The 22323-nt window shown below is 41.8% G+C and carries 23 protein-coding genes and 2 pseudogenes; 14 read left to right on the forward strand and 11 right to left on the reverse strand.

Going from position 1 to position 22323, the window contains the following annotated elements:
* Positions 1-656: 656 nt before the first annotated feature.
* Complete coding sequence (locus tag H6G92_RS17210) at positions 657-1463, forward strand: fasciclin domain-containing protein (protein ID WP_190894857.1); 807 nt, start codon at positions 657-659, stop codon at positions 1461-1463.
* A gap of 351 nt (positions 1464-1814) precedes the next feature.
* Here the strand turns inward: H6G92_RS17210 and hemL are convergent, their stop codons facing one another.
* Positions 1815-3113 carry a glutamate-1-semialdehyde 2,1-aminomutase gene (gene hemL / locus H6G92_RS17215; RefSeq protein ID WP_190894858.1) on the reverse strand — a complete coding sequence of 433 codons (1299 nt, stop codon included), beginning with the start codon at positions 3111-3113 and terminating at the stop codon, positions 1815-1817.
* 105 nt (positions 3114-3218) lie between these two features.
* On the opposite strand from hemL, the gene H6G92_RS17220 reads away from it, so the two are divergent.
* The gene (locus H6G92_RS17220) at positions 3219-3413 is read left to right on the forward strand and encodes a ChaB family protein (protein WP_190894859.1); all 195 of its coding nucleotides are present in this window, start codon (positions 3219-3221) and stop codon (positions 3411-3413) included.
* A 94-nt stretch (positions 3414-3507) separates the two neighbouring features.
* A complete protein-coding gene (gene hisIE, locus H6G92_RS17225) occupies positions 3508-4158 on the forward strand; it encodes a bifunctional phosphoribosyl-AMP cyclohydrolase/phosphoribosyl-ATP diphosphatase HisIE (RefSeq protein WP_190894860.1) in 651 nt (216 codons plus the stop codon).
* A 114-nt stretch (positions 4159-4272) separates the two neighbouring features.
* On the opposite strand, the gene H6G92_RS17230 is transcribed toward hisIE, so the two are convergent.
* Both H6G92_RS17230 and H6G92_RS17235 read right to left on the reverse strand, forming a co-directional pair.
* A complete protein-coding gene (locus H6G92_RS17230; RefSeq protein WP_190894861.1) occupies positions 4273-5166 on the reverse strand; it encodes a phosphotransferase family protein in 894 nt (297 codons plus the stop codon).
* Positions 5167-5321: 155 nt separating this feature from the next.
* Positions 5322-6578: an MFS transporter gene (locus tag H6G92_RS17235; protein WP_242059174.1), complete on the reverse strand. Its 1257-nt coding sequence runs from the start codon at positions 6576-6578 to the stop codon at positions 5322-5324.
* Positions 6579-7065: 487 nt separating this feature from the next.
* On the opposite strand from H6G92_RS17235, the pseudogene H6G92_RS17240 reads away from it, so the two are divergent.
* Positions 7066-7257 (forward strand): annotated as a pseudogene (locus H6G92_RS17240) (DUF2811 domain-containing protein); the annotation flags it as partial.
* A 636-nt stretch (positions 7258-7893) separates the two neighbouring features.
* Here the strand turns inward: H6G92_RS17240 and H6G92_RS17245 are convergent.
* A complete protein-coding gene (locus H6G92_RS17245; protein WP_190894864.1) occupies positions 7894-8613 on the reverse strand; it encodes a response regulator transcription factor in 720 nt (239 codons plus the stop codon).
* Between the two features lie 576 nt (positions 8614-9189).
* On the opposite strand from H6G92_RS17245, the gene H6G92_RS17250 reads away from it, so the two are divergent.
* Entirely contained in the window at positions 9190-9816 is a 627-nt protein-coding gene (locus tag H6G92_RS17250) for a CPP1-like family protein (protein ID WP_190894865.1), read from the forward strand.
* 430 nt (positions 9817-10246) lie between these two features.
* On the opposite strand, the gene H6G92_RS17255 is transcribed toward H6G92_RS17250, so the two are convergent.
* Complete coding sequence (locus H6G92_RS17255; RefSeq protein ID WP_190894866.1) at positions 10247-10852, reverse strand: DUF4360 domain-containing protein; 606 nt, start codon at positions 10850-10852, stop codon at positions 10247-10249.
* A gap of 417 nt (positions 10853-11269) precedes the next feature.
* Here H6G92_RS17255 and H6G92_RS17260 point away from each other — a divergent pair.
* Positions 11270-11386: pseudogene (locus H6G92_RS17260) on the forward strand (transposase); the annotation flags it as partial.
* 374 nt (positions 11387-11760) lie between these two features.
* Here the strand turns inward: H6G92_RS17260 and H6G92_RS17265 are convergent.
* Both H6G92_RS17265 and H6G92_RS17270 read right to left on the reverse strand, forming a co-directional pair.
* Positions 11761-12528: a circadian clock KaiB family protein gene (locus H6G92_RS17265; protein ID WP_190894867.1), complete on the reverse strand. Its 768-nt coding sequence runs from the start codon at positions 12526-12528 to the stop codon at positions 11761-11763.
* A gap of 235 nt (positions 12529-12763) precedes the next feature.
* Entirely contained in the window at positions 12764-14038 is a 1275-nt protein-coding gene (locus tag H6G92_RS17270; RefSeq protein WP_190894868.1) for a type IV pilus twitching motility protein PilT, read from the reverse strand.
* A gap of 736 nt (positions 14039-14774) precedes the next feature.
* Here H6G92_RS17270 and H6G92_RS17275 point away from each other — a divergent pair.
* Both H6G92_RS17275 and wecB read left to right on the forward strand, forming a co-directional pair.
* Positions 14775-15149, forward strand: coding sequence for a hypothetical protein (locus H6G92_RS17275; RefSeq protein WP_190894869.1), 375 nt, complete (start codon positions 14775-14777; stop codon positions 15147-15149).
* A 246-nt stretch (positions 15150-15395) separates the two neighbouring features.
* Positions 15396-16526 carry a non-hydrolyzing UDP-N-acetylglucosamine 2-epimerase gene (gene wecB / locus H6G92_RS17280; RefSeq protein ID WP_190894870.1) on the forward strand — a complete coding sequence of 377 codons (1131 nt, stop codon included), beginning with the start codon at positions 15396-15398 and terminating at the stop codon, positions 16524-16526.
* Positions 16527-16712: 186 nt separating this feature from the next.
* Here wecB and H6G92_RS17285 read toward each other — a convergent pair whose 3' ends face one another.
* Entirely contained in the window at positions 16713-17381 is a 669-nt protein-coding gene (locus H6G92_RS17285) for a peptidoglycan-binding protein (protein WP_190894871.1), read from the reverse strand.
* 169 nt (positions 17382-17550) lie between these two features.
* On the opposite strand from H6G92_RS17285, the gene H6G92_RS17290 reads away from it, so the two are divergent.
* From H6G92_RS17290 to H6G92_RS40340, 4 genes are read left to right on the forward strand one after another with little or no spacing between them, the layout of a single operon-like run.
* The gene (locus H6G92_RS17290) at positions 17551-17829 is read left to right on the forward strand and encodes a hypothetical protein (protein ID WP_190894872.1); all 279 of its coding nucleotides are present in this window, start codon (positions 17551-17553) and stop codon (positions 17827-17829) included.
* Between the two features lie 44 nt (positions 17830-17873).
* Positions 17874-18272: a hypothetical protein gene (locus tag H6G92_RS17295; protein WP_190894873.1), complete on the forward strand. Its 399-nt coding sequence runs from the start codon at positions 17874-17876 to the stop codon at positions 18270-18272.
* Positions 18257-18679 carry a hypothetical protein gene (locus H6G92_RS17300; RefSeq protein WP_190894874.1) on the forward strand — a complete coding sequence of 141 codons (423 nt, stop codon included), beginning with the start codon at positions 18257-18259 and terminating at the stop codon, positions 18677-18679. The genes H6G92_RS17295 and H6G92_RS17300 overlap by 16 nt, the downstream gene beginning before the upstream one ends.
* 32 nt (positions 18680-18711) lie before the next feature.
* Positions 18712-18837, forward strand: coding sequence for a hypothetical protein (locus H6G92_RS40340; RefSeq protein WP_277926753.1), 126 nt, complete (start codon positions 18712-18714; stop codon positions 18835-18837).
* A gap of 110 nt (positions 18838-18947) precedes the next feature.
* On the opposite strand, the gene H6G92_RS17310 is transcribed toward H6G92_RS40340, so the two are convergent.
* On the reverse strand, positions 18948-19352 hold the full coding sequence (locus tag H6G92_RS17310; protein WP_190894876.1) for a Fur family transcriptional regulator: 405 nt from the start codon (positions 19350-19352) through the stop codon (positions 18948-18950).
* Between the two features lie 144 nt (positions 19353-19496).
* On the opposite strand from H6G92_RS17310, the gene purS reads away from it, so the two are divergent.
* A complete protein-coding gene (gene purS, locus H6G92_RS17315) occupies positions 19497-19775 on the forward strand; it encodes a phosphoribosylformylglycinamidine synthase subunit PurS (protein WP_190894877.1) in 279 nt (92 codons plus the stop codon).
* A 110-nt stretch (positions 19776-19885) separates the two neighbouring features.
* Positions 19886-20560: a phosphoribosylformylglycinamidine synthase subunit PurQ gene (purQ, locus tag H6G92_RS17320; RefSeq protein WP_190894878.1), complete on the forward strand. Its 675-nt coding sequence runs from the start codon at positions 19886-19888 to the stop codon at positions 20558-20560.
* On the opposite strand, the gene H6G92_RS17325 is transcribed toward purQ, so the two are convergent.
* Positions 20552-20704 (reverse strand): hypothetical protein, encoded by a 153-nt coding sequence (locus tag H6G92_RS17325; protein ID WP_190971443.1) that lies wholly within the window; start codon positions 20702-20704, stop codon positions 20552-20554. The genes purQ and H6G92_RS17325 overlap by 9 nt on opposite strands.
* An 18-nt stretch (positions 20705-20722) precedes the next feature.
* Positions 20723-22306, reverse strand: coding sequence for an HlyD family efflux transporter periplasmic adaptor subunit (locus H6G92_RS17330; RefSeq protein ID WP_190894880.1), 1584 nt, complete (start codon positions 22304-22306; stop codon positions 20723-20725).
* Between the last annotated feature and the right edge of the window lie 17 nt (positions 22307-22323).

Consider the following 22323-nt stretch of genomic DNA (forward strand, 5'->3'; position numbering starts at 1 on the left):
CATTAGTTGCTTATTATCTATCTAATTGACATTAGGATTGAACTTATACCTGAGTTTATGGAAAAATTCTCGATTGAAAAAATATTATTTTCTGAGTTATCAAATAATTAAATAATTTAATTGGCATACATCAAACAATTGAACCCCTAAGTCTTAGTCTTCAGCAGTTACTTTAATTTCCGTAACTGGTTAGCCTACTTGAAATATTTAAATACTTAATTTGTGTACTTTTGCTGAGTAAATTAATGAGAGTTTTGACATCATAGCCCTGTCACATATATAATTCAGGTTTTTTAGCAACTATTAAATCATATACAAATTCGTATAAAATTTTACTTTAATTATATTCTGTAACAAAGCTTGTCATAATTCATAACTTGTAAATGTGAGATTTTTCCACTTTCTTAGAATTTACGATATACCATGTCAGGATTTTTAACTCCTTTTGGTGTGATGGAGAAAATCTGCTCAATTTACATGAAATGTATGCTAAGTATATTTTATCTGTTAAGCGTGAGTCGTGGTTATATATTTAACCTCGTCAATACAAACTCTTCGGAGGAATAATGTTACTTCCCTCTTCGGTTAGATTTTGTGCATAGCAAAATGTTATAAATCTTTATGTAATGTGTGGACAAAAAAGACAAACAAAATTTATGAAGACAAATTACAGCAAATTGCTGACCACGTTGGCAGGCATAGCAGGATTTACTAGTTTCAACCTTCTCATTACCTTACCATCTGACGCGAAATCCGCACTAAATCCTAACCCCAGTATTTTCAACGAAGCCCCTTATAATCAGGGTCAACGGCTTGAAGCAAACGCTTCCCCAATAGAAAAAGGCAATACCAAACGCCAACAAGTAGCGCAGCAAAGTGGTAAAACAAATCCCAGACCAAGTATTTTCAACGAGCCTCCTTATAACCGGGGCGGTAGTGCCACACCTAGTGAACCAACACCCCGCACCCCACGTAGTACACCGGAAACTCAACCCACTGAGACACCTACTACAACTCCACCAGGACCAGGGGCAACTGACAATCAAGGTAAAAACTTGTTAGCGTTGGCAGAGTCAAATGCTTCTTTTACCACCTTAACTAAGGCTTTAAAGGCAGCAGGGTTGACTGGGGCTTTGCAAGGCAAAGATAACTTAACTATTTTTGCACCCACTGATGCAGCTTTTGCTAAGTTGCCACAAGATGCTTTGCAAGAATTGTTAAAACCAGACAACAAAGAAGTATTGCTCAAGATTTTAACTTACCATGTAGTGTCTGGTAAGGTATTGTCCACTGATTTGAAATCTGGTGAAGTTAAAAGCCTTGAAGGCGGCGCAATCAACGTTAAAGTTGATCCGGCTACTGGTGTAACTGTCAATGATGCTAAAGTTACTCAGGCAGATATCACAGGCAGCAACGGTGTAATCCATGCAATTGATCAGGTTATTTTACCTCCTGACTTGTAGTTTTTCGGTAACAGTGCAACCTGTAGAAGACTAGGTTGGCATTAAATATTAATACAAAAAAATTCCGTTCAGATGCTAGTTTTGGACGGTTTTTTTGTAAGAACATTGCATGACTTACCCATTGACACGCAAGAGCAAATATGAGTGGTTTGACAAACCATATCTGTCTTCAAGGCATTGATGTCAACTTAACGTGAAAGCCAGTCTAGAAGCTTTTAGAGATTATCTCGTTCCCAGTTTCCGACTGGGAACAAGGTTTTAAAGGAGTTTTAACTTAAGTTGACACGTATGAGTACTACTGTGCTGGACTCACCGCGATGCATTTGCTCCCCTACTTTGACTAGGTTTGCATTACAGACTAGACATTACATCCCGTGCAACCGCTAAAGTCTGCTCAATGTCTTCTTCAGTGTGAGCAAAAGAGGTAAACCCAGCTTCAAATTGAGAGGGTGCTAAGTAAATACCACGCTCTAACATACCCCGATGGAAGCGTCCGAATTTAGCTGTATCAGACTTTTTCGCATCTTCGTAGTTATGAACTGGGCCAGAGGTAAAGAATAAGCCAAACATCGCACTGATTTGACCGCCACAAGCTGCATGACCAGTTTCTTTAGCAATTTGCAGCAAACCATCTGCTAGCTTTTTAGTAATCCGCTCAAGATAATCGTAAGTACCTGGTTTTTGCAGCAATTCTAAAGTCTTAATACCAGCAGTCATTGCCAAAGGATTACCAGAAAGAGTCCCAGCTTGATATACGGGGCCGGCCGGGGCAACCATTGACATAATATCTCGACGACCGCCATAAGCTCCTACTGGCAAACCACCACCAATCACCTTACCCAAGGTTGTTAAATCGGGAGTAACGCCAAATTTTTCTTGAGCGCCACCGTAAGCAATACGGAAGCCTGTCATCACTTCATCAAATACCAATAACGCTCCATGCTCGTGAGTTAGTTCGCGTAATCCTTCTAGGAAACCCGCGTCAGGTGCAATAAATCCAGCATTACCAACAACTGGCTCAAGAATAACGCCAGCAATCTCGTCACGGTTTTCTTCAAACAACGCTTTGACAGATTCTAGGTCATTGAAAGGCGCGGTTAGAGTGGTGCTAGTTGCCGCTTTCGGAACTCCTGGTGAGTCTGGCAAGCCAAGTGTCGCAACACCAGAACCTGCCTTCACTAGAAAAGTATCGGCGTGTCCGTGGTAGCACCCTTCAAACTTGATGATTTTGTCTCGTTTTGTAAAAGCCCGCATCAGTCGCAAAACTCCCATACAGGCTTCAGTTCCAGAGTTGACAAATCTGACCATTTCGATGCTAGGAACGGCATCAATGACCATTTCTGCCAAAACATTTTCTAGGACTGAGGGAGCACCGAAACTGGTACCTTTTTCTAAAGCTTCATGCAACGCTGCAATTACTTCTGGATGAGCATGACCGCAAATAGCTGGGCCCCAAGTACCTACATAGTCTATGTATTGGTTGCCATCTATATCCCAAATATATGCGCCCTTAACACGATCAAAAACGATGGGTTGTCCGCCCACAGATTTAAAGGCACGAACAGGAGAACTGACTCCTCCTGGCATGAGGTTTTGAGCAGCGGCGAAGACTTCTTGTGATTTTGTTGTTTTAATTGTGGTATTTACCAAGGTTCTCTCCTAACAGTGGGCAATAAAAAGCTCTATCTTAGGATAGGGTCAAAAACTGCTTAGAATTTCTATCCTATATAAATAGCTGAACCAAAAAATAACAATATGTTATACAAGTCGAATAAAGACTTGCCTCTAGATATTCAAACTCGATTATCTGAAGCATACCAGGATCTTTACCGAGCAGCTTTTAACTCGGCAATTCATTGGTATGGTGAAGCCTCAAAAGCTCACAAAGTCGCGTTGAGTGCTGTAAAGATGCAGTCTGCTATGGAACGAAATGCTCTTGTTGAGAGCTAGATAAGATAGTGCAATAAAAAAAACATGCCAGTTGCTCTATTCAGAATGGTATCGTGAATCCATAAATTATTCTCATTAGAGCAAACTAGCTGGTATGTCTTCTAACGATTCGCGCTCACTGCATTACACCATCCCTGTTGAGGAAATTCGCTACGATGAACGGGGTCTGGTGCCTGCAATTGTCCAAGATTATTTGGATGGTACTATCCTGATGATGGCGTGGATGAATCAAGAGTCGTTACAAAAGACTTTGGAAACTGAAGAAACTTGGTTTTGGAGCCGTTCCCGGCAAGAATTGTGGCATAAGGGAGCGACTTCTGGGCATATTCAAAAAGTGCAAAGTATCCGTTATGACTGTGATAGTGATGCGCTGCTCATAGGGGTAGAACAATTAGGAGATGTTGCCTGCCATACTGGAGAACGCAGCTGCTTTCACCAAATAGAAGGGAGAATTGCCCCACCGCCAGGGGATACATTGTCGCAATTATTTCAAATAATATGCGATCGCCGCGATAATCCTACTGAAAGTTCTTATACCTGTAAACTATTCGCAGGTGGTGATAACAAAATTTTGAAAAAGATTGGTGAGGAAACTGCTGAGGTGGTAATGGCCTTTAAGGATGATGAAGCAGATGCGATCGCAGGTGAAGTGGCTGATTTGCTTTATCATACTTTGGTTGCCTTAGCTCACCATCAAGTTGATTTGAAAGCGGTGTATCGCAAGTTGCAAGAACGTCGCCAGTAAAGAATATAGGCAAATAAATGAGCGAGTCGGGGAAGTAAATACAAAACTTTCTTCCCTAACTTCGCCAGTCTCTAAAATTCAACAAGTGTGCCGTTTTTTATTGGCTATGCTGGGTTAACTTAAGCGTGTACCTAAAGGTTGAACCTCTCTGGCTAAACCAATATGTGCTAACGACAATGAGATATTGTTAAACTTTACTCCAGCTAAAGCCCACTGAAGTTCAAGTGTCCCCACCCAGAAACGCGCCCGGTCGATGACATCTGGTAACATCGGATAGTCGCTTTCCATACGCCGCACAATACTTTCTCCGTAATTACAGAGTTGCACTGCAATATCACAAGCTGCATCTCCCAAACCAGCCGTACCAAAATCAATCAGACCGCTGATGCTTTCTGAAATCGGGTCAAATAGAATGTGATACACTGGCTTGTCGCCATCTATCAGTACGGGCGTGTAGCTGAGGTCAAGTTCACCTGTAATTACGGGTGCAAAAAGTTCGTGTATCCAAGTTTGCTGATGACGCCACAGGTGAGGAAAGAGAGTTTCCTGAACTTGCTCATACAACTGCAACCAATCTTCACAAGAACGTTCTGCACCAGAAGAAGACACCCCAGCATTAACTAAAACTTCATTTGGGATGCTGTGTAATTGTTGATGAAATCTAGCTAGTTGGAAGATGATATGCTCTTGTGATGCATCACTCAGCTTCAGCAAGGTGTTACGAGATAGCGGTTCGCCTTTAATAAATCTATAGCTAGCAAAGCCTTCTTCCAGGTATTCAAAGTGGGGAACTCGCAGTTCAACATATTTTTGTACCACTTCTAATACCTTAGCTTCATGGGAAAGTACCTGTTTTCCCCAGTCATCTTTGGCAAAACGACATACAAGCTCATGATTAACAATCACCACATCGTTAACCATTCCATCTTGATTAAAGTCAAGATGCTCAACAGAGATATTGGGATAGATAGCACCAATTTTTTCGATATACGAAGCAGGAATATTCATAGTAGATTATGACAACAAACAAAAAATCAAAATTTATCGGACTTTTAGCCCGATCACAGCGATTTAAATGATTTGTCCGTTTGTTGTATCAACGTACCACTATGATTTAACTCCCTATAAAATCGCTAAACATGAGCATAATACCATTTTGGTGATTACTCGGCCAAAATTCGATTGAGATACTGTAAAATTGCCACAGCGATCGCCACACTCAAGATGAAGCCTAACCATAAACTATTAGTAATAATTTGTGGTTGATCTAATGCCCATCCACCCAATGGATGACCAATAAAAGAGCCAACAGCCCAGCACAAAGCGTTGATGGAAAAATAAACGCCGCGTTGATTTTCCGGGGCTAACTCAGTGACTAAAGAGGCAGCAGATGGGTTGTAGGAAACAATCGCCACAGCAAATACTCCTAATGCCAATATTGCCCAAACTAGATGATGAGATGGGGCAGTGCCGCTTACCCAAATGAGGGCAAAACCAATTGCCCAAAGAATGGCGGAGACAGTGAGCGCAAGTGTGTGTGAGCAGCGTTTTAACACACTGGTAACAGGCAACTGACAGATAATGGCGAACACCAGATGCCAAGCAAATAAAACACTAATCGTAGTTTGAGCAAATCCTTCGGTAGTACTTTTTATAACAAAGTTTTTGAAGTAAAGCGGCAGGGTGCTGTGGATTTGAGAAATATAGATTGTAAAGAATATATTAACTGCTATGTAGACCAGGAAACGGCGATCGCTTAATACTGCCATCCAAGAAGCAAAAAGTTCTATCTTTTCAGATTTCCCTATCTGCTGTTGTTCGGTTTCACTAATTCCCACATAGACAACCCCAAAAAATACCAAAAAAGAGATGGCATCAATGACAAATAGCCATCGATAACTCCCAATTATCGCGATCAAAAACCCAGCAAGTACAATTCCTATAGCTAACCCAAGATTATCAGCTAGTCGAGCGATCGCAAAAGTTTCGCGGCGATTGTCAATTTGGCTAGCGTCAGCAACAACAGCTTCAGCAGCCGGCCAATAGAAACCTATCCCTAAACCACCAATCAAGCTACCGATTACCAAAATCGTAAAATTATTGGTTGCAGCTAACACTAGAGAAGCAATTGCTGAAATCGCCGTCGCTAGCAACAAAGTGCGGCGACGTCCCCAGTGTCCAGAATCAGCCAAAGAACCACCTACAATCCGCCCTACAATGCCGGAAATCGAAGCGCTACCCAAGGCTACCCCAACACTGGTTGCAGATAAACCAACTTGATTTACAAAAAAGATCGGAGCGTAAAACAGGGTACAGCCGGTGCCAACTTCCGACAGAAATCTACCAATTGCAAAAACCCATACCTGAGGATGTATCGAGGGCAGCCACGATGATAACTGAGATTGAGAAGCTAATTTCATGAGTTTAAATGTCATAGTTTAGTGACATTTTTGTAATTCTTATCATTGGCTGCTATTTTCCTCACTCATTCCACAGGGTTTCCACAGGGATTTTAGCAGTTTTCCACAGGTGCTCTACGAGTCAATAGGCTGTTGCCGTCTTACTGGGGATTGTTAATTAACAGTGCTAAGGAACTTCAAGGACTGAGTTTTTGTAAAGTAAAGTAACGAAAAATCGGTTCTAACGCTGATTACTTCGTTCTTGTTTATTTTTTATACAATCGTTTTTAACATTTCGCAGCATTGACAAACCCACCCCCTCTTGGCGCACAATGATTCGGCTTGCTTTTGTAATCCGTTCAACCGTTGGCATCAAATGTGTAAAATATATTACCACCAGATGTAAGCGTAGATTGGCGGGATAGCGAAAGAGCGTGTGAGGTAGCCTTAAGCCGCTTCACCGCAAGCAACTTGTCCCTCTTGATTATCCTCATAGGAGGAAAATCTCATGAAAGCAACGGTTAGCATCTTTACTGAAATTCCCGAAACACTCCACGAATCCTTAAAAAACTACTTAGAAACCCATCCCGATTGGGATGAAAACAGAGTATTGACGGCGGCGCTATCATTGTTTTTACTCCAAAATGGAGATAGCGATCGCCGTGCTGCTCGAGTCTATCTGGAAACTTTGTTCCACCACTCCACAGTAGAAATTCCCAGCATCGATTCACCCGCAACAGCTAATCTACTAGACACCCCATAGGTACTGGTATGAACGGCGTTATTCTGGCTCATGCCCTAATAGGGGCACGTCAAACCGTGCCCCATAAATGGGATTTTGATCCAAAGCGATCGGCCATGTTGGGGCAATATTACAACAAAAAAGATCAGTAGATTCTGATCCTTAAAGAGGTTCCAATAGTTTCTCCTGTTGCCAAAACTACTAGTTGGTAATAGCGCAAGATTTAAAATTGAGGCAAGACTTGAATATATTAGTTGACCGTTAGTACTTGTTGTATAGCGGTTTTCTTTTGGATACAAACACGTTAGTAGGGGCGCATAGCTGTGCGCCCCTACTAACTCCAACCTCAGCACCGTTATATCTTCCAAAACAGTCATATGCAAAGAAATATTTTCCAGTGGACTCTCCTTCCTGCCCACTGTCTTAAACAGATAAATAAATATCTCAAATAATTGCCTGGTCTGTATTTGAGTAATATCTACCTATTTTGATTGTCTAAAATTTGTCTTTTACCGAAGCCAAATAAATTCACTAATCTCTCCGCCAAGAGTCAACAGTCAACAGTCAAGAGTTAAAAAACTCTAGACTGTTGACTCAGGACTTAGCTTCCAATTGCTGGGGGTGAGCAGGAGATTCAAACTTATACCCTACACCACGTACAGTTTGAATTAATGCTGGCTGACTAGCATCAATTTCAATCTTCTTGCGAATTTGTCCGATATGGACATCTACAACCCGTTGATCGCCGACATATTCATAATCCCATACCTCTTGGATTAGCTCCGCACGCCGCCAAACTCGACCTGGATGACTGGCTAAAAAATGTAACAAGTCAAATTCCAGAGCAGTTAAAGGTACTGCTTGGTTATTAAGTGCCACCTCCCGTCGCACTGGATCAATCATAAGTTTTTCAAATACCAAGCGTTTCTGCTCGGCAGTAGTTATCACTCGTTGACGCCTCAAAATAGCTCCAACTCTGACTTCTAACTCTCCTAGCCCAAAAGGCTTGGTGAGATAGTCGTCAGCACCTTTAGCAAAGCCGCGAATTTTGTCAGCTTCGTCAGCACGGCTAGTCAACATCAGAACAAACACACCATTACGACTTTGCATCTCTTGGCAGAGGTTAAACCCAGTGACATCTGGTAAATTCACATCTAGAATCACCAAATCGGGGTTAAATTGCTCAAATAGAGTTAAGGCTGTCTTTCCATCTTCGGCAGCCTCTACCTGATAGTTCTGCTTAATCAGAAAGCGTTGGATTAAATTCCGAACCGCAGGGTCGTCGTCTACTACAAGAATCTTGGCAGGAGCCATGACCATTACTTTGCACAAAAATTCGTAAGATTAACAAGAGGGTTGCGTAAAAACGCAGTTGCCACTTTAGGACTAACTAAGAATCTACATGGCTACGGTATGAGAATCCTGATCATTCAAAAATAAATACTCTAATCAGGTTCTTGACACCAAGACACGTTCTTGATCCCAGTTAGGTGGTAACTTAAAACGTTTCAATTTTAAATCGATATGCGGTTATATACCACAAGCGATTATTCAGTATAATTAAAAAAAACTCTATTAGGGCACAGTAAGTTGCCAAATTTGAAACAGAAAAGTTGATTTCTTCATAAAAACTATGTGTTTTAGGTACTCTCCGTTCAAATTCTAGATTAGAGCCAGAATTAGGCAACGACATGAGGGTATACACGGAGTTATGGTGATATGTTAAAGTGACTATAGTTGAAATTACAAAGTCGATCAAACTAACCCGTGCTACTATCCTGGTAGGGCATAAAATAGGTCGAGACTTTAGTTTCGATCAAAATAAAACCTAAAGCTGTTTTTTCTTCGACAAAAGACTGCCGCTGACTGAGGCTGAAGTAACAAACTCCCATGAGCGATCAAAATCCCTACGAAAAACTTGGGGTATCAGAAGAGGCTAGCTTCGATGAAATTCAGGATGCTCGTAATCGCCTATTCGAGCAACATAGTGGCGATGCCAAGCATTTAGAAGTAATTGAAGCAGCTTACGATGCGATTTTAATGGATCGCTTACGGATGCGCCAGGAAGGTAAAATTAAAGTCCCTGAGCGTATCAGGTTTCCCGAATTGCGCGTGCAATCGCCTCCAAAAGAAAGTCCAACCCCTCGCGAGCAGTCACCTGCATGGCTGCAACGCATGCTGGATCAGCCAACGCCTGCGGATATACTCTTACCAGGAGCTTGGTTTCTTGGTTTGAGTTCTATTAGCCTGTTTTATCCAGAGGGAGGCGATCAGGTTTTGCAGTTAGCATTGGTAGTTGGGGTAGGCACCAGTATTTACTTTCTCAATCGTAAGGAAGGCAAATTTGGCAGAGCAGTTTTGTTCACCCTGGTCAGTTTAATAATTGGCTTAATCGCTGGGGGACTAGTTGCTAGCTGGCTATTACCACAAATATCATTTGCCAGTCTGGGAACCAATCAGTTCTCTACTGTGGTGACTTTTATATTGCTGTGGTTGGTTAGTAGCTTTCTACGCTAAATTACTACTGGTAAGCAAGTTTCTATAAAGAAGACGTGGTTTATGTGTGTTCTTCTTAAATAATAAAATCAGGAGTCAGAATACCTTTTCTGACTCCTATTTTAATTTTCAACCTGAATGCTGATTAGATTATAAAAATGTTGTCTGAAAACCCTAAAGTTGAAACCTAAATCCACATTCCGCAGGTTAGTTAACAAAGAAAATAGTATTTTCGACAAGATATCAACAGCTTGATACAGCGACCTAGTTTTAAAAGTACCGATGAAGATTTTTATACCAAGATAGCTAAAAAGTAAAACTGCTCTGGCCTGCGCCCAGAGCAGAATTTAAACAGAGGAGGTTTATTTCGGGACTTAATAGTTAGTGTTGTCCCGGTTCAGGTACACCCTTCCAAAGCTAAGAGTTTGGTTGCTCCTTGCTTTAAAAAGACCTAAGTACACTTGCGATATTTGATGTGATAAACCAAACCACGGTGGGCGAGGTCAAAGGAGTCAACAGTCGCCATCCCTTGACCATTGGCGGTCATCGCAGCATTCACCCGCATATTTACACTGTCGCCACAGCGTGACCAGACATCAGCCACAGTCACTAATTGATCTCGAACGTTGTAGTCTCTTTCGCCGTTAAATGTCCTAGAAAAAACAGGGCCACGTTGACCAGCAAAAAAGTACTCTGCTCTTAGTCTGCCAATTGTGGCGGGAGCAACATAGCCCCGATAATCAGCATCGTAGAGGGAAATTTGAAAGCCTTGGGGTACTTGAATCGGAATGCTCAAGTTACAGCTTTTGCGTCTTTCTGCTGTCTTATTCCCCAGAGCTATAAACTTATCGAATAGAATACTTAGCTCTTGGCCATCGGGACTCACACCCACACTAGCAGATCCTTCAGGGCAACCGTTACCACCATATTCTGCACCTAAAATTTCAACTTTGTCGTTAGCAAAAGCAGGGCCGATAGAAGCCGTCATCAGTGTAGCCGTAGCCAGAAAAGCTTTTATAAAATTGTTAGATGTTTTCTTGAAGTTTTGATTATTCATCACTCACCTGTCTTGAGTATTTTCAATAGTATTAAATCCAAATTAGATGCGACCAATTTCGGAAATCTCTGAGGCTATTTATAAAAGATAAAGGGGAAACAATCCTGTAGAAGAATAACTGTAAGATTCAAATACAAAGTATATTTACTGAGTAATAATGTCTTGCATTCAGTATTTTTGAACTCTACTTGGTATTTCTTGGTTATTAATCATTTTCGAACTCCAGTAAACTAAGTTACCCTCGTCAGGTGAAATTCACCTTTAACTTTTTACATAACTTACTATGCCTGGATTTTCCACTTGCGAGAAATCCAGGTATTGCTAAGAGGCTATTTATAAAGTAAATCTAAAGGAGGGTCATCAGGTAAAAAGGCAACGATACAATACTGTTTATGCAGTATATATACATAGTAAGCAATAACGCGAAAGCCTTATTCTACAGACCTTAGTGACTCAGAATGAGCAATTTTAGCTCCTTTGATTCCACCAGCTAAACGCGGTGGACATCCCCGAACAACTGATATGCGATCCTTATCCCTAATAGGGATTTTAGTTGATTGCGATCGCTTCTCTCTGAAAACCCTGCCTTATTTGGTTTTCAAGGTTTAATAGCGCAGGGTGCGAAACCATAACATAAAGAGTGGCAATTGTGCTAGACGAAAATAGCTGAAAGCCATTCTACATAAGCTGCGCGGATATTTGAAAGATTATACAGCCGTCAAGTCCTTAAGCTCAAGTACAGACTTTCTTTTATTCCTAGCGAAAACAATTGCCACCCCTCAAACCTCTGCGTTTCACTTTTAACCCTAAATTTGCCACGATGCACCAAACTGTACCTAGCTGACCTTAAAGCGATGCCTGGGTTGGGCGACATCTACGCACTTTCTATGATGATATCGTTATAAAACTTAAAATTTTTCCTTAGCAGCTAACATCTGTAAAATCTTTTCTACATGATCCAACTCTCCAACGATTCGCCGAATTGGGTGCGGCCAAACTTTGACAAGGGTGGGAGTTGCAGAAACCTGATTGAGTTCTGCTTGTTCTGGATGAGTTAAAACATCAATCACTTTCAGAGTATAAGGATGTCCGAGCGATCGCTCCAACAATTCGTGTAAATTTTGCAGAATGCGTTCGGTGGTACTGCTATGTCCGGCAACAAACAAGCGCAGAACATAGCCTTGTGTGATTACTTCCTTTTTTTGTACTATTACTGGCTGGTGGTATTTTGGCACAGGATCAGAAAGGTCTAGACGAACAATTAAGTCATGATCCTCCCAAAGCTGCGAAAATGAGGAACGATAAGTTGTTAAGACCATGCGATCGCACAACCCCTCTTGCCAGGGAGCTGCTTGCCATACTAATTCCCCTGTGCCAAAAATGGCATTAAGCAAAGCTTGATGTCTAATTACAGCCGGATAAGCTTCAGCAAAAGTTCGCACTTTTTGAGTGCGTGGATCTAACCAGTTGTCAATAGTTGCAGTATAACAAGGCACTAAAAAGTGCGGCGGCTCTGGCAAATCTAGGATTTCTTGCAAAGCCGAGCATAAATGCAAGTGCCATCGACCTTGCTTGCTAGGGTCGATGCAATAAATTAAATCTCCTCCAGGTGTAAATAGCGCAATGCCTTTAAACAACTGGGGTGTAGATAGTTTATTTGTCGTCAAGTTATTCACAGAGGCTAGGAAGCTAAAAGTAAAAGTTCTCTCTTTTACCTTTTACCTTAGCTATAACCGCAACCAGGATCAGCTAGAAAATTGCGAACCTATTAAAAAGCATGTAAATCTCGTTTCTAGTCGCCTACTGGAAACGATCTTAAATTGGGCTGGTGCCGCTAGAATTGGAGCCGGAGCCTCTGAATTCGCATTCCCAGTCAAAGACTGGGAACGAGACAATCCTTAATCCCCAATCTTAAACTCTACCTCGGAGAAACTGCGCCATTTCGTTAGGAGTTGGTGACATTTCTAAAGCAGTTTCTTCAGTAATGCGACCGTCTTGATAGAGATTGAGCAACGACTGATTCATCGTAATCATGCCGTCAAAGCTAGCTTGTTTCATTAACTCGCCAATTTCATCATACTTGCCGTCTTTGATCCATTCTTTAATTGCCTCAGTATTAATCAGCACATCGTGGAAAGCAGCCCGCTTCCCATCAGTTGTGCGACACAAACCTTGGGCAATTACTGCCACTAAAGACTCAGAAACTGCTACCCGCATTGCATCTTGTTCGTCACCAGAGTAGAGATTGAGAATCCGCTCAATGGTTTTGACAGCACTATTGGTGTGCAGGGTTCCCATGACCAAGTGACCAGTTTGAGCAGCTTTTAAAGCGGTGTTGACTGTTTCCTTATCCCGCATTTCCCCCACCAGAATCAAATCTGGGTCTTCCCGCAAAGCTGCTTTCAAAGCATTGTCAAATTTCCGGGTGTGCATTCCCACTTCCCGCTGTTTGACTAAAGACTTGCGGCTTTGATGGACAAATTCTATTGGATCTTCAATGGTGATGATATGCTTGGCCATCTCCTTATTGATGTAGTCAACCATCGCTGCCATTGTGGTGGACTTACCAGAACCAGTGGGCCCAGTCACCAAAATCAAACCTTTGTGGTGATGACAAATATCCCGAAAAACTGGAGGTAAGTTTAACTGTTCCATAGTTAAAATTTTCAGCGGAATCAACCGCAACACCATTGCAGCACCTTTGAGAGAGCCAAAAACATTAATCCGCACGCGAGCAAAGTCGTATTGAGTTGCTCCATCAAATTCTAAGTGTTCTTCAAAGCGCTGAATTTCCCCCTCACTCATCACCTCCCGCAACCAATTCATAAAAGCTTCTTTATCTGTTTCTGGATAATCCGTTGATTGAATTTCTCCTCGGCTGCGGAAGCGGGGTACTTCACCCACACCCAAGTGCAAGTCAGAATATCCCTGATCGTAAGCTTCTCGGATTAACTTCGCTAAAGTGAGTTCTGGACTGCTGTTTTGAGGGCGAACTGAACTAGGGATTGGCGGTGGACTACCCGGACGATGACCTGCAACAGGCGCGTTAGTGCTCCTATCCATTGACATATCCAATGTTTGTGTCATCTGCCGTTGTGTACTAAAGGTTGGCGGTGGTGGCGGCATTGGTGGCAGGTTACGTCCAGCAGCAGAGTTAGAATTTAATGGAGACTGTGATTCTGTCATATATCTTCACATTTGGCAGTTAATAAAGTTGAATTAACGAGAAGTCAAGTCACTTGCTTCGATGACTTTTGGAGAATGCTTGCGTGCAAGCCCTAGCGGTGATGGGAGGCGATTGAAACTCTAGAACCACGGTCAATCCATTTCATCCACATCAGTTTGTATCTTTTTTCTCTAAGATTCCATTAATTAGAAGATTTAGATAAATTATTTAACCTATCTAAACTGGTTTAACACACGCAAGGACTCAGAACACCTCAGAAATACTACATAGCTTTATTAGTGTTATATGTTACAAAAGTATGAAATATAATATTTTAAACCCTTAGATGAGAAATTTATCCCAGGCAGAGACATGAGTTGCCAGCAATTAACAGCACAAACGCTAGCAGAGCATTTATTCAGCCCATCTATAAATTATGAGAATCACTATTAATTTTTATAAGAAATGTTAAGTAGGATAGGAGTAATGTCTTGGGGATCAAGGTTAAAAGCTCATGTCTTTTAGGTTATATGCCTGAAGATAGATGTAGGAAACAAGTTTTTTTAATAGATAGAAACTTGACTTTACATTCACAATTACAAAAAATTAACTGTAAAGTTTAGTAAACAAATGCTCATTTTCCCAATTAGTTTTTATATACTGAATTTCACTGAGAAACAAATTTCAGTTTACTCGCCAAAAGCGAGATATGACTGAAAAATTAAAATTTGCTGTGTATTTTTGGGAGGAAAAGTCATGGTTTCTGCTCAAAGCTCTAATCTAGGAAAGACCTACTCCTTGTTGATGATTAAAAGCTTTTTAATATGGACTTTTACATTGGCAGTATGCTTGTTGGTTGTGGGTTTTCCACTAGTTGTCTTGATGGCTACGGTCGGATGTCTGTTGTCGATTATTTTGCAATCTGTAATGCCTGTTAGTGCTGTTTTGCTAGTAGCAGGTGCTTTAATAATGTTTAATGTCATGGCAGTTGTATTGGCTGCGGGTGTACTAACTCTTAAAGGAGTTCATCCCAGTGAAATCAAATGGTTAAGCTGGCTTCATGGAGAGGCAGACCAAATGCAGTCTACTGTTTACGCTGCTTGCCCTTTAACTTGTGAGATTAAAATGTAGTCATTACAGGTAAATACGACAAACAGTGCGTCTGCCCGGTTAAGCCGGGTTTTTTCATGCTATTAGTCATTGCAGGTAAATACGACAAACAGTGCGTCTGCCCGGTTAAGCCGGGTTTTTTCATGCTTTTTGTATGATTCATCCTTTAATATTTATGATTTGTGTGATGATTGATCGACAACTATTGACTATTGTCCATAGACCATTGACTATAACCATTGGCAAATGACAGATGACTAATGACAAATGACTAATCAAAAACGGGTTTGCATTATCTTGGGTACTCGTCCGGAAGCAATTAAACTAGCTCCCGTGATTCAGGTCTTCCAAAAGTCTTCAAGTTTTGAGTTGCAAGTAATTCTAACTGGGCAGCATCGGGAGATGGTTGAGCAAGTTATGCACCTGTTCAACATCAAGGCAGATTATGACTTGGAAATTATGCAGGTTCAACAATCTTTAAATGATATTACCTGTCGTAGTCTACAAGGGTTAGAAGCATTATTCAAGGAGAAAAAGCCAGATTTAGTTGTGGTGCAGGGAGACACTACCACAGCTTTTGCCGCAGCTTTGGCAGCTTTTTATCAAAAAATCCCTATTGGTCATGTAGAAGCAGGGTTAAGAACTGATGATATCTTCAATCCTTACCCAGAAGAAGCTAATCGGCGGTTGATTTCTCAAATTACTCAGTTGCACTTTGCGCCGACTCCTTGGGCTGTGGAAAACTTGCACCGTTCTGGTGTTTTGGGTGAAATTCACATGACAGGTAACACCGTAATTGATGCGCTGTTGAATATAGCTGCAACCGAAGCCGTTTGTAATGTACCAGGCTTAGACTGGGAATCATATCGGGTTCTGTTAGCAACAGTTCATCGTCGGGAGAATTGGGGAGAACCGCTCTTAGCGATCGCTCAGGGGTTTTTACAGATATTAGACAAGTTTCCTGATACAGCTTTACTGCTACCATTGCACCGCAATCCAACAGTGCGAGTTCCGCTACAACAACTTTTAGGGAATCACCCCCGAATTTTCTTGACAGATCCTCTAGATTATGGAGAATTGGTGGGAGCAATTGGGCGATCGCATCTTTTGCTTACTGACTCTGGTGGTTTGCAAGAAGAAGCCCCCAGCTTGGGAAAACCAGTACTGGTTTTGAGAGATACCACCGAAAGACCAGAGGCTGTTGCAGCCGGTACAGCCAAACTTGTAGGCACTAGGAGTGAGAACATTTTTGCAAATGCTGCTGAGTTACTAAGTGATCCAGATGCTTATGAAGCAATGGCAAATGCAATTAATCCCTTTGGGGATGGTCATGCAGCAGAACGCATTTTGCAGATTGTACAAAATTACCTGGGTCTTTCATCAGAAACATCAACTTAGGAACTTAGATTAAACAAAATGCAAAATTTCTCTTTTTCAGGGTGCATAAGATCGGCAAAAAAGCCGATTTTTCTTTTTTTAGCCTTTCTCATAATCTTGTGGGATAGGCATTTTGCCTAGATTTCTCTTTATCCCACAAGAAAAAAGCTAAAACTTAGAAACGAGATTATAAAGGGTGGCTTTTGGCTAAATACCCAGAGCTACTCTAGTTTCGGGCCCTACCACACCATCTACAAGTAGACCTTTACTTGCCTGAAAGCTTCGGACTCGACTAACAGTTTCTTGACCATAAATTCCATCAACTCTAAGATTACCTAAAGCTGTTTGAACGTCTCTTACAAGCTGACCTCTAGAACCAGGGGTAAGAATAACTGAACCACCAACGCCACCCGGTCTAGTCACAGGAGGGTAGTTAGGTCTATCACCAACCCATCGGGCAAAAACGTATCTACCCGTAGAAAGCCTAGCAAAACCGTTTTCATACCTTTCAATCGCTGGAAGTGTTGCGCCATTTGGTACACAATCCACATACGAATAGTTAGTGCCTGGGCCTGTACGGATACGCAAACAACTGCCGTTAGTCCTGACAAATGCAGCCGAACTCATTTGAATTTGAGCAGCAGCAATAAGTAATACACCAACACCTGCTAAAGCTAACCAAGCTGAAGATTTAAGAAGTTTTTTCCAATTGAATTTAGGTTTGCTTATTCCAGATGTGTCTTCTTTAGTAATAACTATGTCAGAAATTTTCAGATGTTTTTTCTCATTTAATTGAGATTTAGACGAATTATATTTCGTGTTTCCCGATGCCTCTTCTTGAGCAATAAACATGTGAGAATAAGCAAGATATTCCATAATGCACCCCTTTATATAAAAAAATGGTACTCACAGAGAATTACTTCAATCTTCTCTGTATTTATTCTTAGTATATTTTATATCAATGTGCTTTAAAAAGGTTTTTACTGGTAGCGGAATTAAGAAAAAATTAGCGACTTCCAAAAAATAAAATACGCAATTACTAATAATGAAAATCATTGTAGTTAAACATAATCCGAAACAGGGGCCAATGGATTCTAATGCAACGAAACCCAAGCGTGATCGCTCTACTCATGGACGGGTTAGAGGAATTGTCCTCTCACCTCACGGATGGCAGAGGTTTCAGACAGCAAAGCAGCAAGCAGAATCTGAGGAAACTTGGAATAAACGGTTCACACAGGAAGATTTAAGCGATCGCACTGGACTTTCCCTCAATACCCTAGCCCGGATTCTCAAGCGCGAACAGGGAGTTGATCGCTGTCGTTAGAATATCTCTTTCGGGCGTTTGGGCTGGAATTAACGAATGCAGACTTGACATCCCCCATTTCGTTAGCTGAGGAGTCCCAAAACCGACAGGCAAACCCTAAACAAGATTGGGATAATGCTGTTGATACATCGGTATTCTATGGACGCGAGACAGAACTAGCGCAACGATGGCAGTGGATCATCGCTGAGGGATGTCGCATTGTCGGGTTATTGGGCATCGGGGAGATTGGCAAAAGTACGATCGCTGTAAAGTCTGCACTTGGAATGCAGGCAGAATTTGAAATTGTCATGTGGCGAAGTCTCTCCAATGCGCCACCGTTAGAAGAACTCCTGTCGAGCCTGCTGAAATTTCTTATGCCCATTCAGGGAGAAGATCCCGTCATTCCTGCCACGGTGGATGAAAAGCTGATCTTGTCATTCCTGCCACGGTGGATGAAAAGCTGATCTTATTGATGCAGTATTTGCGATCGCAGCGATGTTTGTTGATTTTAGATAACGCTGAAACCATTTTACACAGTAAGCAAGCCGGTCAGTGGCGATCGGGCTATGAAGCCTATGGGCAATGGCTCAGAATGATGGGCGAAACGCCCCATCAAAGCTGTTGCTTGCTGACCAGTCGTGAGAAGCCACGGGAAATAGCAATACTAGAAGGCGAATGGAGCATGGTGCGATCATTGCCCTTAAGTGGACTGACTCCAGATGATAGACGGGCTATCTTTCGGCAAAGAGGGATATGTATGGGGTCAGAGACCGAATGGCAAAACCTCATCCACCACTATGGCGGCAATCCCCTAGCACTAAAGATGGTGGCAGCGGCTACCCAGGATTTATTCAAAATGGAGCAAAGCTAGGTTGGTTGCTCGATTCTGCTGATGAGTCAATCATGATTTTTGAACCCAATAAATTACCAGAATTAAAAGAAAAACAAGATATTTTACCCGTATTGAGTGTTTTGGAAAATTGGCAATTAACAGTTGCAGACGTATTTAGGTGGTTGAGTTTTATTTGAATAAAGCATTTATTACAGCAGAATTCAGGAGTCGGAATGGGCTGCGCCCCGCTGCGCTAACAGAATTCAGAAGTAAAATACGCTTTATTCCTCTCATAAAATTGGTATAACTATTGACTAATTCCACTAGCTTGATTTACTTGGCATTGACTGCACAACCCAAAAAACTCTAGGGTGTGGTAAAAAACTTTAAACTTATGGCTGGATTCTAACTGGTCTTCTAAGTCATGAACGGGGCATTGATTAATTGGAATTGAGACACCGCATTGCAAACAAGTAAGGTGGTGTTTGTCTTGCTGTGCTAGGCTGTAGAGGGCTTCACCGTTAGCCAAATTCCGCACTTGTACTATGCCTTCGAGTTTTAAGGCATCTAAGGAGCGGTAAACTGTCGCTAAACCCATGCTCTGATTAGTATTACGTAGTTCTACGTAAATATCCTGGGCGGAAATGCCTTTTTTAATGGTTTTCAGTAGGTTGAAAATACGCTCTTGACTGCGGGTGCGTATGGCTCTCATAGACAATTATTTAAATATGCCACTGTAGTTGAAGCTGTTAGATGGGCTAATTGATTAATTAACTTTAACCGCTTCGTAATCTTATTTTCACTCAGTTGGAACAGAAAGTTATAGTATAGCGATCGCAGCATTTAGAAAAAGCCCGTGCAAACCAAGTATCTAGCCAAAATTTTCGTGACCCTTCGTCCTTCAGTCTTAGACCCCGCTGGTGTGGCTGTACAATCCGGTCTTAAGCAACTGGGATACGAGAACGTTGACCAGGTGCGGATTGGCAAGTACATTGAACTCACCATTACCTCGTCTGATGAGAAGAAAGCGCGTCAAGACCTCGATCGCATTTGTGACCAAATGCTAGCAAATCCTGTAATTGAAAATTACCGCTTTGATTTGATTGAGGTCGAAACCCAAACGGGAGTCTTTTAAGGACTGGTCGTGGGGCAGAAAAGGCAGGGGAAGATTAAGAACTCCTAACTCCTGCCTCCTGCCCCCTGCCCCCTGCCCCCTGCCTCCTAACTCCTAACTCCTAACTAATCATGAAATTCGGTGTTGTTGTTTTTCCAGGTTCTAATTGCGATCGCGATGTTGCTTATGTAACCAGAGACTTGCTGGGGCAACCGACTCGCATGGTTTGGCATCAAGAAACAGACATTGCTGATTTGGATGTTGTTATCATTCCTGGTGGTTTTAGTTACGGGGATTATTTACGCTGCGGTGCGATCGCGCGTTTTTCACCCGTGATGCAGCAGGTTGTGGAACACGCCCAAAAAGGTAAGTTTGTAATTGGTATTTGCAATGGTTTTCAGGTATTAACTGAAGCTGGACTTTTGCCAGGGGTGTTAACTAAAAATCGGGATTTGCATTTTATCTGCGATCGCGCCCTCGTGAAAGTTGAGCGTAGCGATCTCCCTTGGACACAAGATTATACGACTGGTGAAGTTATCACTTTGCCCATTGCCCACGGAGAGGGGCAATTCTACGCTGACGCAGCCACTCTTGCAGAAATTGAAGGTAACGGGCAAGTTGTGTTTCGTTATGAAGGCGAGAATCCCAACGGTTCACTGAACAACATTGCCGGGATTTGCGATCGCCAGGGCAATGTGTTGGGGATGATGCCGCACCCAGAAAGAGCGTCTGACGCGATGCTGGGGAATAGCGATGGCTTGAGGTTGTTTCAGGGCTTGCTAGAGAAGGTAGCGGCATTAGCCTAAAGCAAATATCGGACGACTCGCTAGGCCGTTTTGCGATCGCTGTCTGAAAAAGAGATTAAGATTGTCTACAGACAGCGATCGCTCCATCACATAAAGTTTTAGTTGCAAGCAGCGATGAATTTGCTTCACCAAACAGCCCACCATAGATATCACTTTTATAAATTAACGTACCTCTTTAAGAGTATCAACTTGCTTGGTAAACAACTCAGTAAATAAACTAAGCACAGTCCGTTCTTCGCGTACTTTTATATTGGCACTGATAGACATACCTGATTGCAAGGAGACATTTTTACCCTTAATCACTAAGGATTGTTTATCCAATGAAACTTTTGCCGGAAATCTATAAAACTGATGTGTTTGATCTGGCGGTAATGCGTCTGATCCTATCCCAAGCACTACCCCTTTGATATCGCCGAACTCGCTGTAAGGAAAGGAGTCAATCCTAACATCTACCTTCATGCCTTTTCGCACAAAACCGATATCTTTGTTAGTGATGAAAACTTCAGCTATATAGTTTTCATTTGGGACAATTTGCAGCAGTTTTGTAGTCGGATTCGCTACAAATCCAGGGTTTTTCGCTTGCAAATCGAAAACTGTTCCAGCCACAGGCGCACGGAGTTCTTGATATTTAACATTTAACTGGGTTTGAGAGATTTTACTATTAACATCTGCCAAACGCTGTTCATTATCGAGGATAACTTTCATGAACTGACTATCAATTGTAGCAATGCGCTGTTTGTTATCAGCTATCTTATCCACAATGTTTTTATCAGAAACAGCTACCGTATTACTTAGCTCTTGCCGTCCTTTTTGAATATCAAACTGGAGGCGTTTCTGTTCTTCACCTAGTTGTGCTACTTCCGCAGCGAGGGTTTGTACTTGTTGTTGCTGATTTAGATATTGAAGCTGAGAAATTCCGCCTTCTTCCGCTAATATTTTCAGTTTATCTAAAATCTGCTGTTGGATTGCTAAACCTGCTTTAGTATCTTCTAGCTTGACTTGGTTTTGAGAAAGTTGTTTTTTGGTTTTTTCTATTTCTAATTCCGCCGCCGCAGAACGAGAATCTAATTCTCTTTTGGCAATTTGTAGACGTTGCTGTTCATCAATTCCCAGCCGATAATCCTGACCAGAATTTTTTAATTGAGTCCGCAATAAGTCATTTTCTGCTACTAACGCTGCCCGGCTTTTCAGCAGAAAAGTAGTTTCTTGGGGCAAATTACCGCGCAAATATAACAATTCAGATCCCGTGCCAGTACTTGCACCCATCAATCGGCGATAAATCTGGTTTTCTTTAATTAATGCAAGGCGAATTTTATTCAAAGAATTTAATTCAGCAACAGAAGCGATGGAATCAAAAGTCAGCAGTAAATCTCCTGGCTTGACTTCTTGTCCATCTTTAACATTAACCGTTTTTACCACTCCACTAACAGGAGCCTGAACTTCTTTGATTGTTCCTTCTGGCTTTAATTGCCCTGTGGCTGGAACTACTTGCTCAATTTTTGCAAAATAAGCCCAAGTAATCCCAAAACAGGCTAGCCCCATTAGGGTCACCATGATTGTACGCGACCAAATTGGAGATTGGCGCAAGACAACAGATTGCTCAAATTCTTGAGTACTTGATTTAATTAAAGCCTCTTGGGCAGCTTTCTGTTGTTTTGTCAGTATCGGTGAATCTTGGTTGATTCCATTTTTTTGATTACCGTTTTTCTGATTGCCGTTGAGGTGATTACCATTAAGTTGAGTCATAACGATTTTGGATTTTT

Source organism: Nostoc foliaceum FACHB-393 (genome assembly GCF_014698505.1).
In the GTDB taxonomy this organism is placed as follows: Bacteria; Cyanobacteriota; Cyanobacteriia; order Cyanobacteriales; family Nostocaceae; genus Nostoc; species Nostoc foliaceum_A.

What these genes read in the sequence shown, in the direction of transcription:
- H6G92_RS17210 (WP_190894857.1), top strand. Translation starts at nt 657, where the DNA reads ATGAAGACAAATTACAGCAAATTGCTGACCACGTTGGCAGGCATAGCA.
- H6G92_RS17220 (WP_190894859.1), top strand. Translation starts at nt 3,219, where the DNA reads ATGTTATACAAGTCGAATAAAGACTTGCCTCTAGATATTCAAACTCGA.
- hisIE (WP_190894860.1), top strand. Translation starts at nt 3,508, where the DNA reads ATGTCTTCTAACGATTCGCGCTCACTGCATTACACCATCCCTGTTGAG.
- H6G92_RS17230 (WP_190894861.1), bottom strand. Translation starts at nt 5,166, where the DNA reads ATGAATATTCCTGCTTCGTATATCGAAAAAATTGGTGCTATCTATCCC.
- H6G92_RS17235 (WP_242059174.1), bottom strand. Translation starts at nt 6,578, where the DNA reads ATGAAATTAGCTTCTCAATCTCAGTTATCATCGTGGCTGCCCTCGATA.
- H6G92_RS17245 (WP_190894864.1), bottom strand. Translation starts at nt 8,613, where the DNA reads ATGGCTCCTGCCAAGATTCTTGTAGTAGACGACGACCCTGCGGTTCGG.
- H6G92_RS17250 (WP_190894865.1), top strand. Translation starts at nt 9,190, where the DNA reads ATGAGCGATCAAAATCCCTACGAAAAACTTGGGGTATCAGAAGAGGCT.
- H6G92_RS17255 (WP_190894866.1), bottom strand. Translation starts at nt 10,852, where the DNA reads ATGAATAATCAAAACTTCAAGAAAACATCTAACAATTTTATAAAAGCT.
- H6G92_RS17270 (WP_190894868.1), bottom strand. Translation starts at nt 14,038, where the DNA reads ATGACAGAATCACAGTCTCCATTAAATTCTAACTCTGCTGCTGGACGT.
- H6G92_RS17275 (WP_190894869.1), top strand. Translation starts at nt 14,775, where the DNA reads ATGGTTTCTGCTCAAAGCTCTAATCTAGGAAAGACCTACTCCTTGTTG.
- wecB (WP_190894870.1), top strand. Translation starts at nt 15,396, where the DNA reads ATGACTAATCAAAAACGGGTTTGCATTATCTTGGGTACTCGTCCGGAA.
- H6G92_RS17285 (WP_190894871.1), bottom strand. Translation starts at nt 17,381, where the DNA reads ATGGAATATCTTGCTTATTCTCACATGTTTATTGCTCAAGAAGAGGCA.
- H6G92_RS17290 (WP_190894872.1), top strand. Translation starts at nt 17,551, where the DNA reads ATGAAAATCATTGTAGTTAAACATAATCCGAAACAGGGGCCAATGGAT.
- H6G92_RS40340 (WP_277926753.1), top strand. Translation starts at nt 18,712, where the DNA reads ATGATTTTTGAACCCAATAAATTACCAGAATTAAAAGAAAAACAAGAT.
- H6G92_RS17310 (WP_190894876.1), bottom strand. Translation starts at nt 19,352, where the DNA reads ATGAGAGCCATACGCACCCGCAGTCAAGAGCGTATTTTCAACCTACTG.
- purQ (WP_190894878.1), top strand. Translation starts at nt 19,886, where the DNA reads ATGAAATTCGGTGTTGTTGTTTTTCCAGGTTCTAATTGCGATCGCGAT.
- H6G92_RS17325 (WP_190971443.1), bottom strand. Translation starts at nt 20,704, where the DNA reads ATGGTGGGCTGTTTGGTGAAGCAAATTCATCGCTGCTTGCAACTAAAA.
- H6G92_RS17330 (WP_190894880.1), bottom strand. Translation starts at nt 22,306, where the DNA reads ATGACTCAACTTAATGGTAATCACCTCAACGGCAATCAGAAAAACGGT.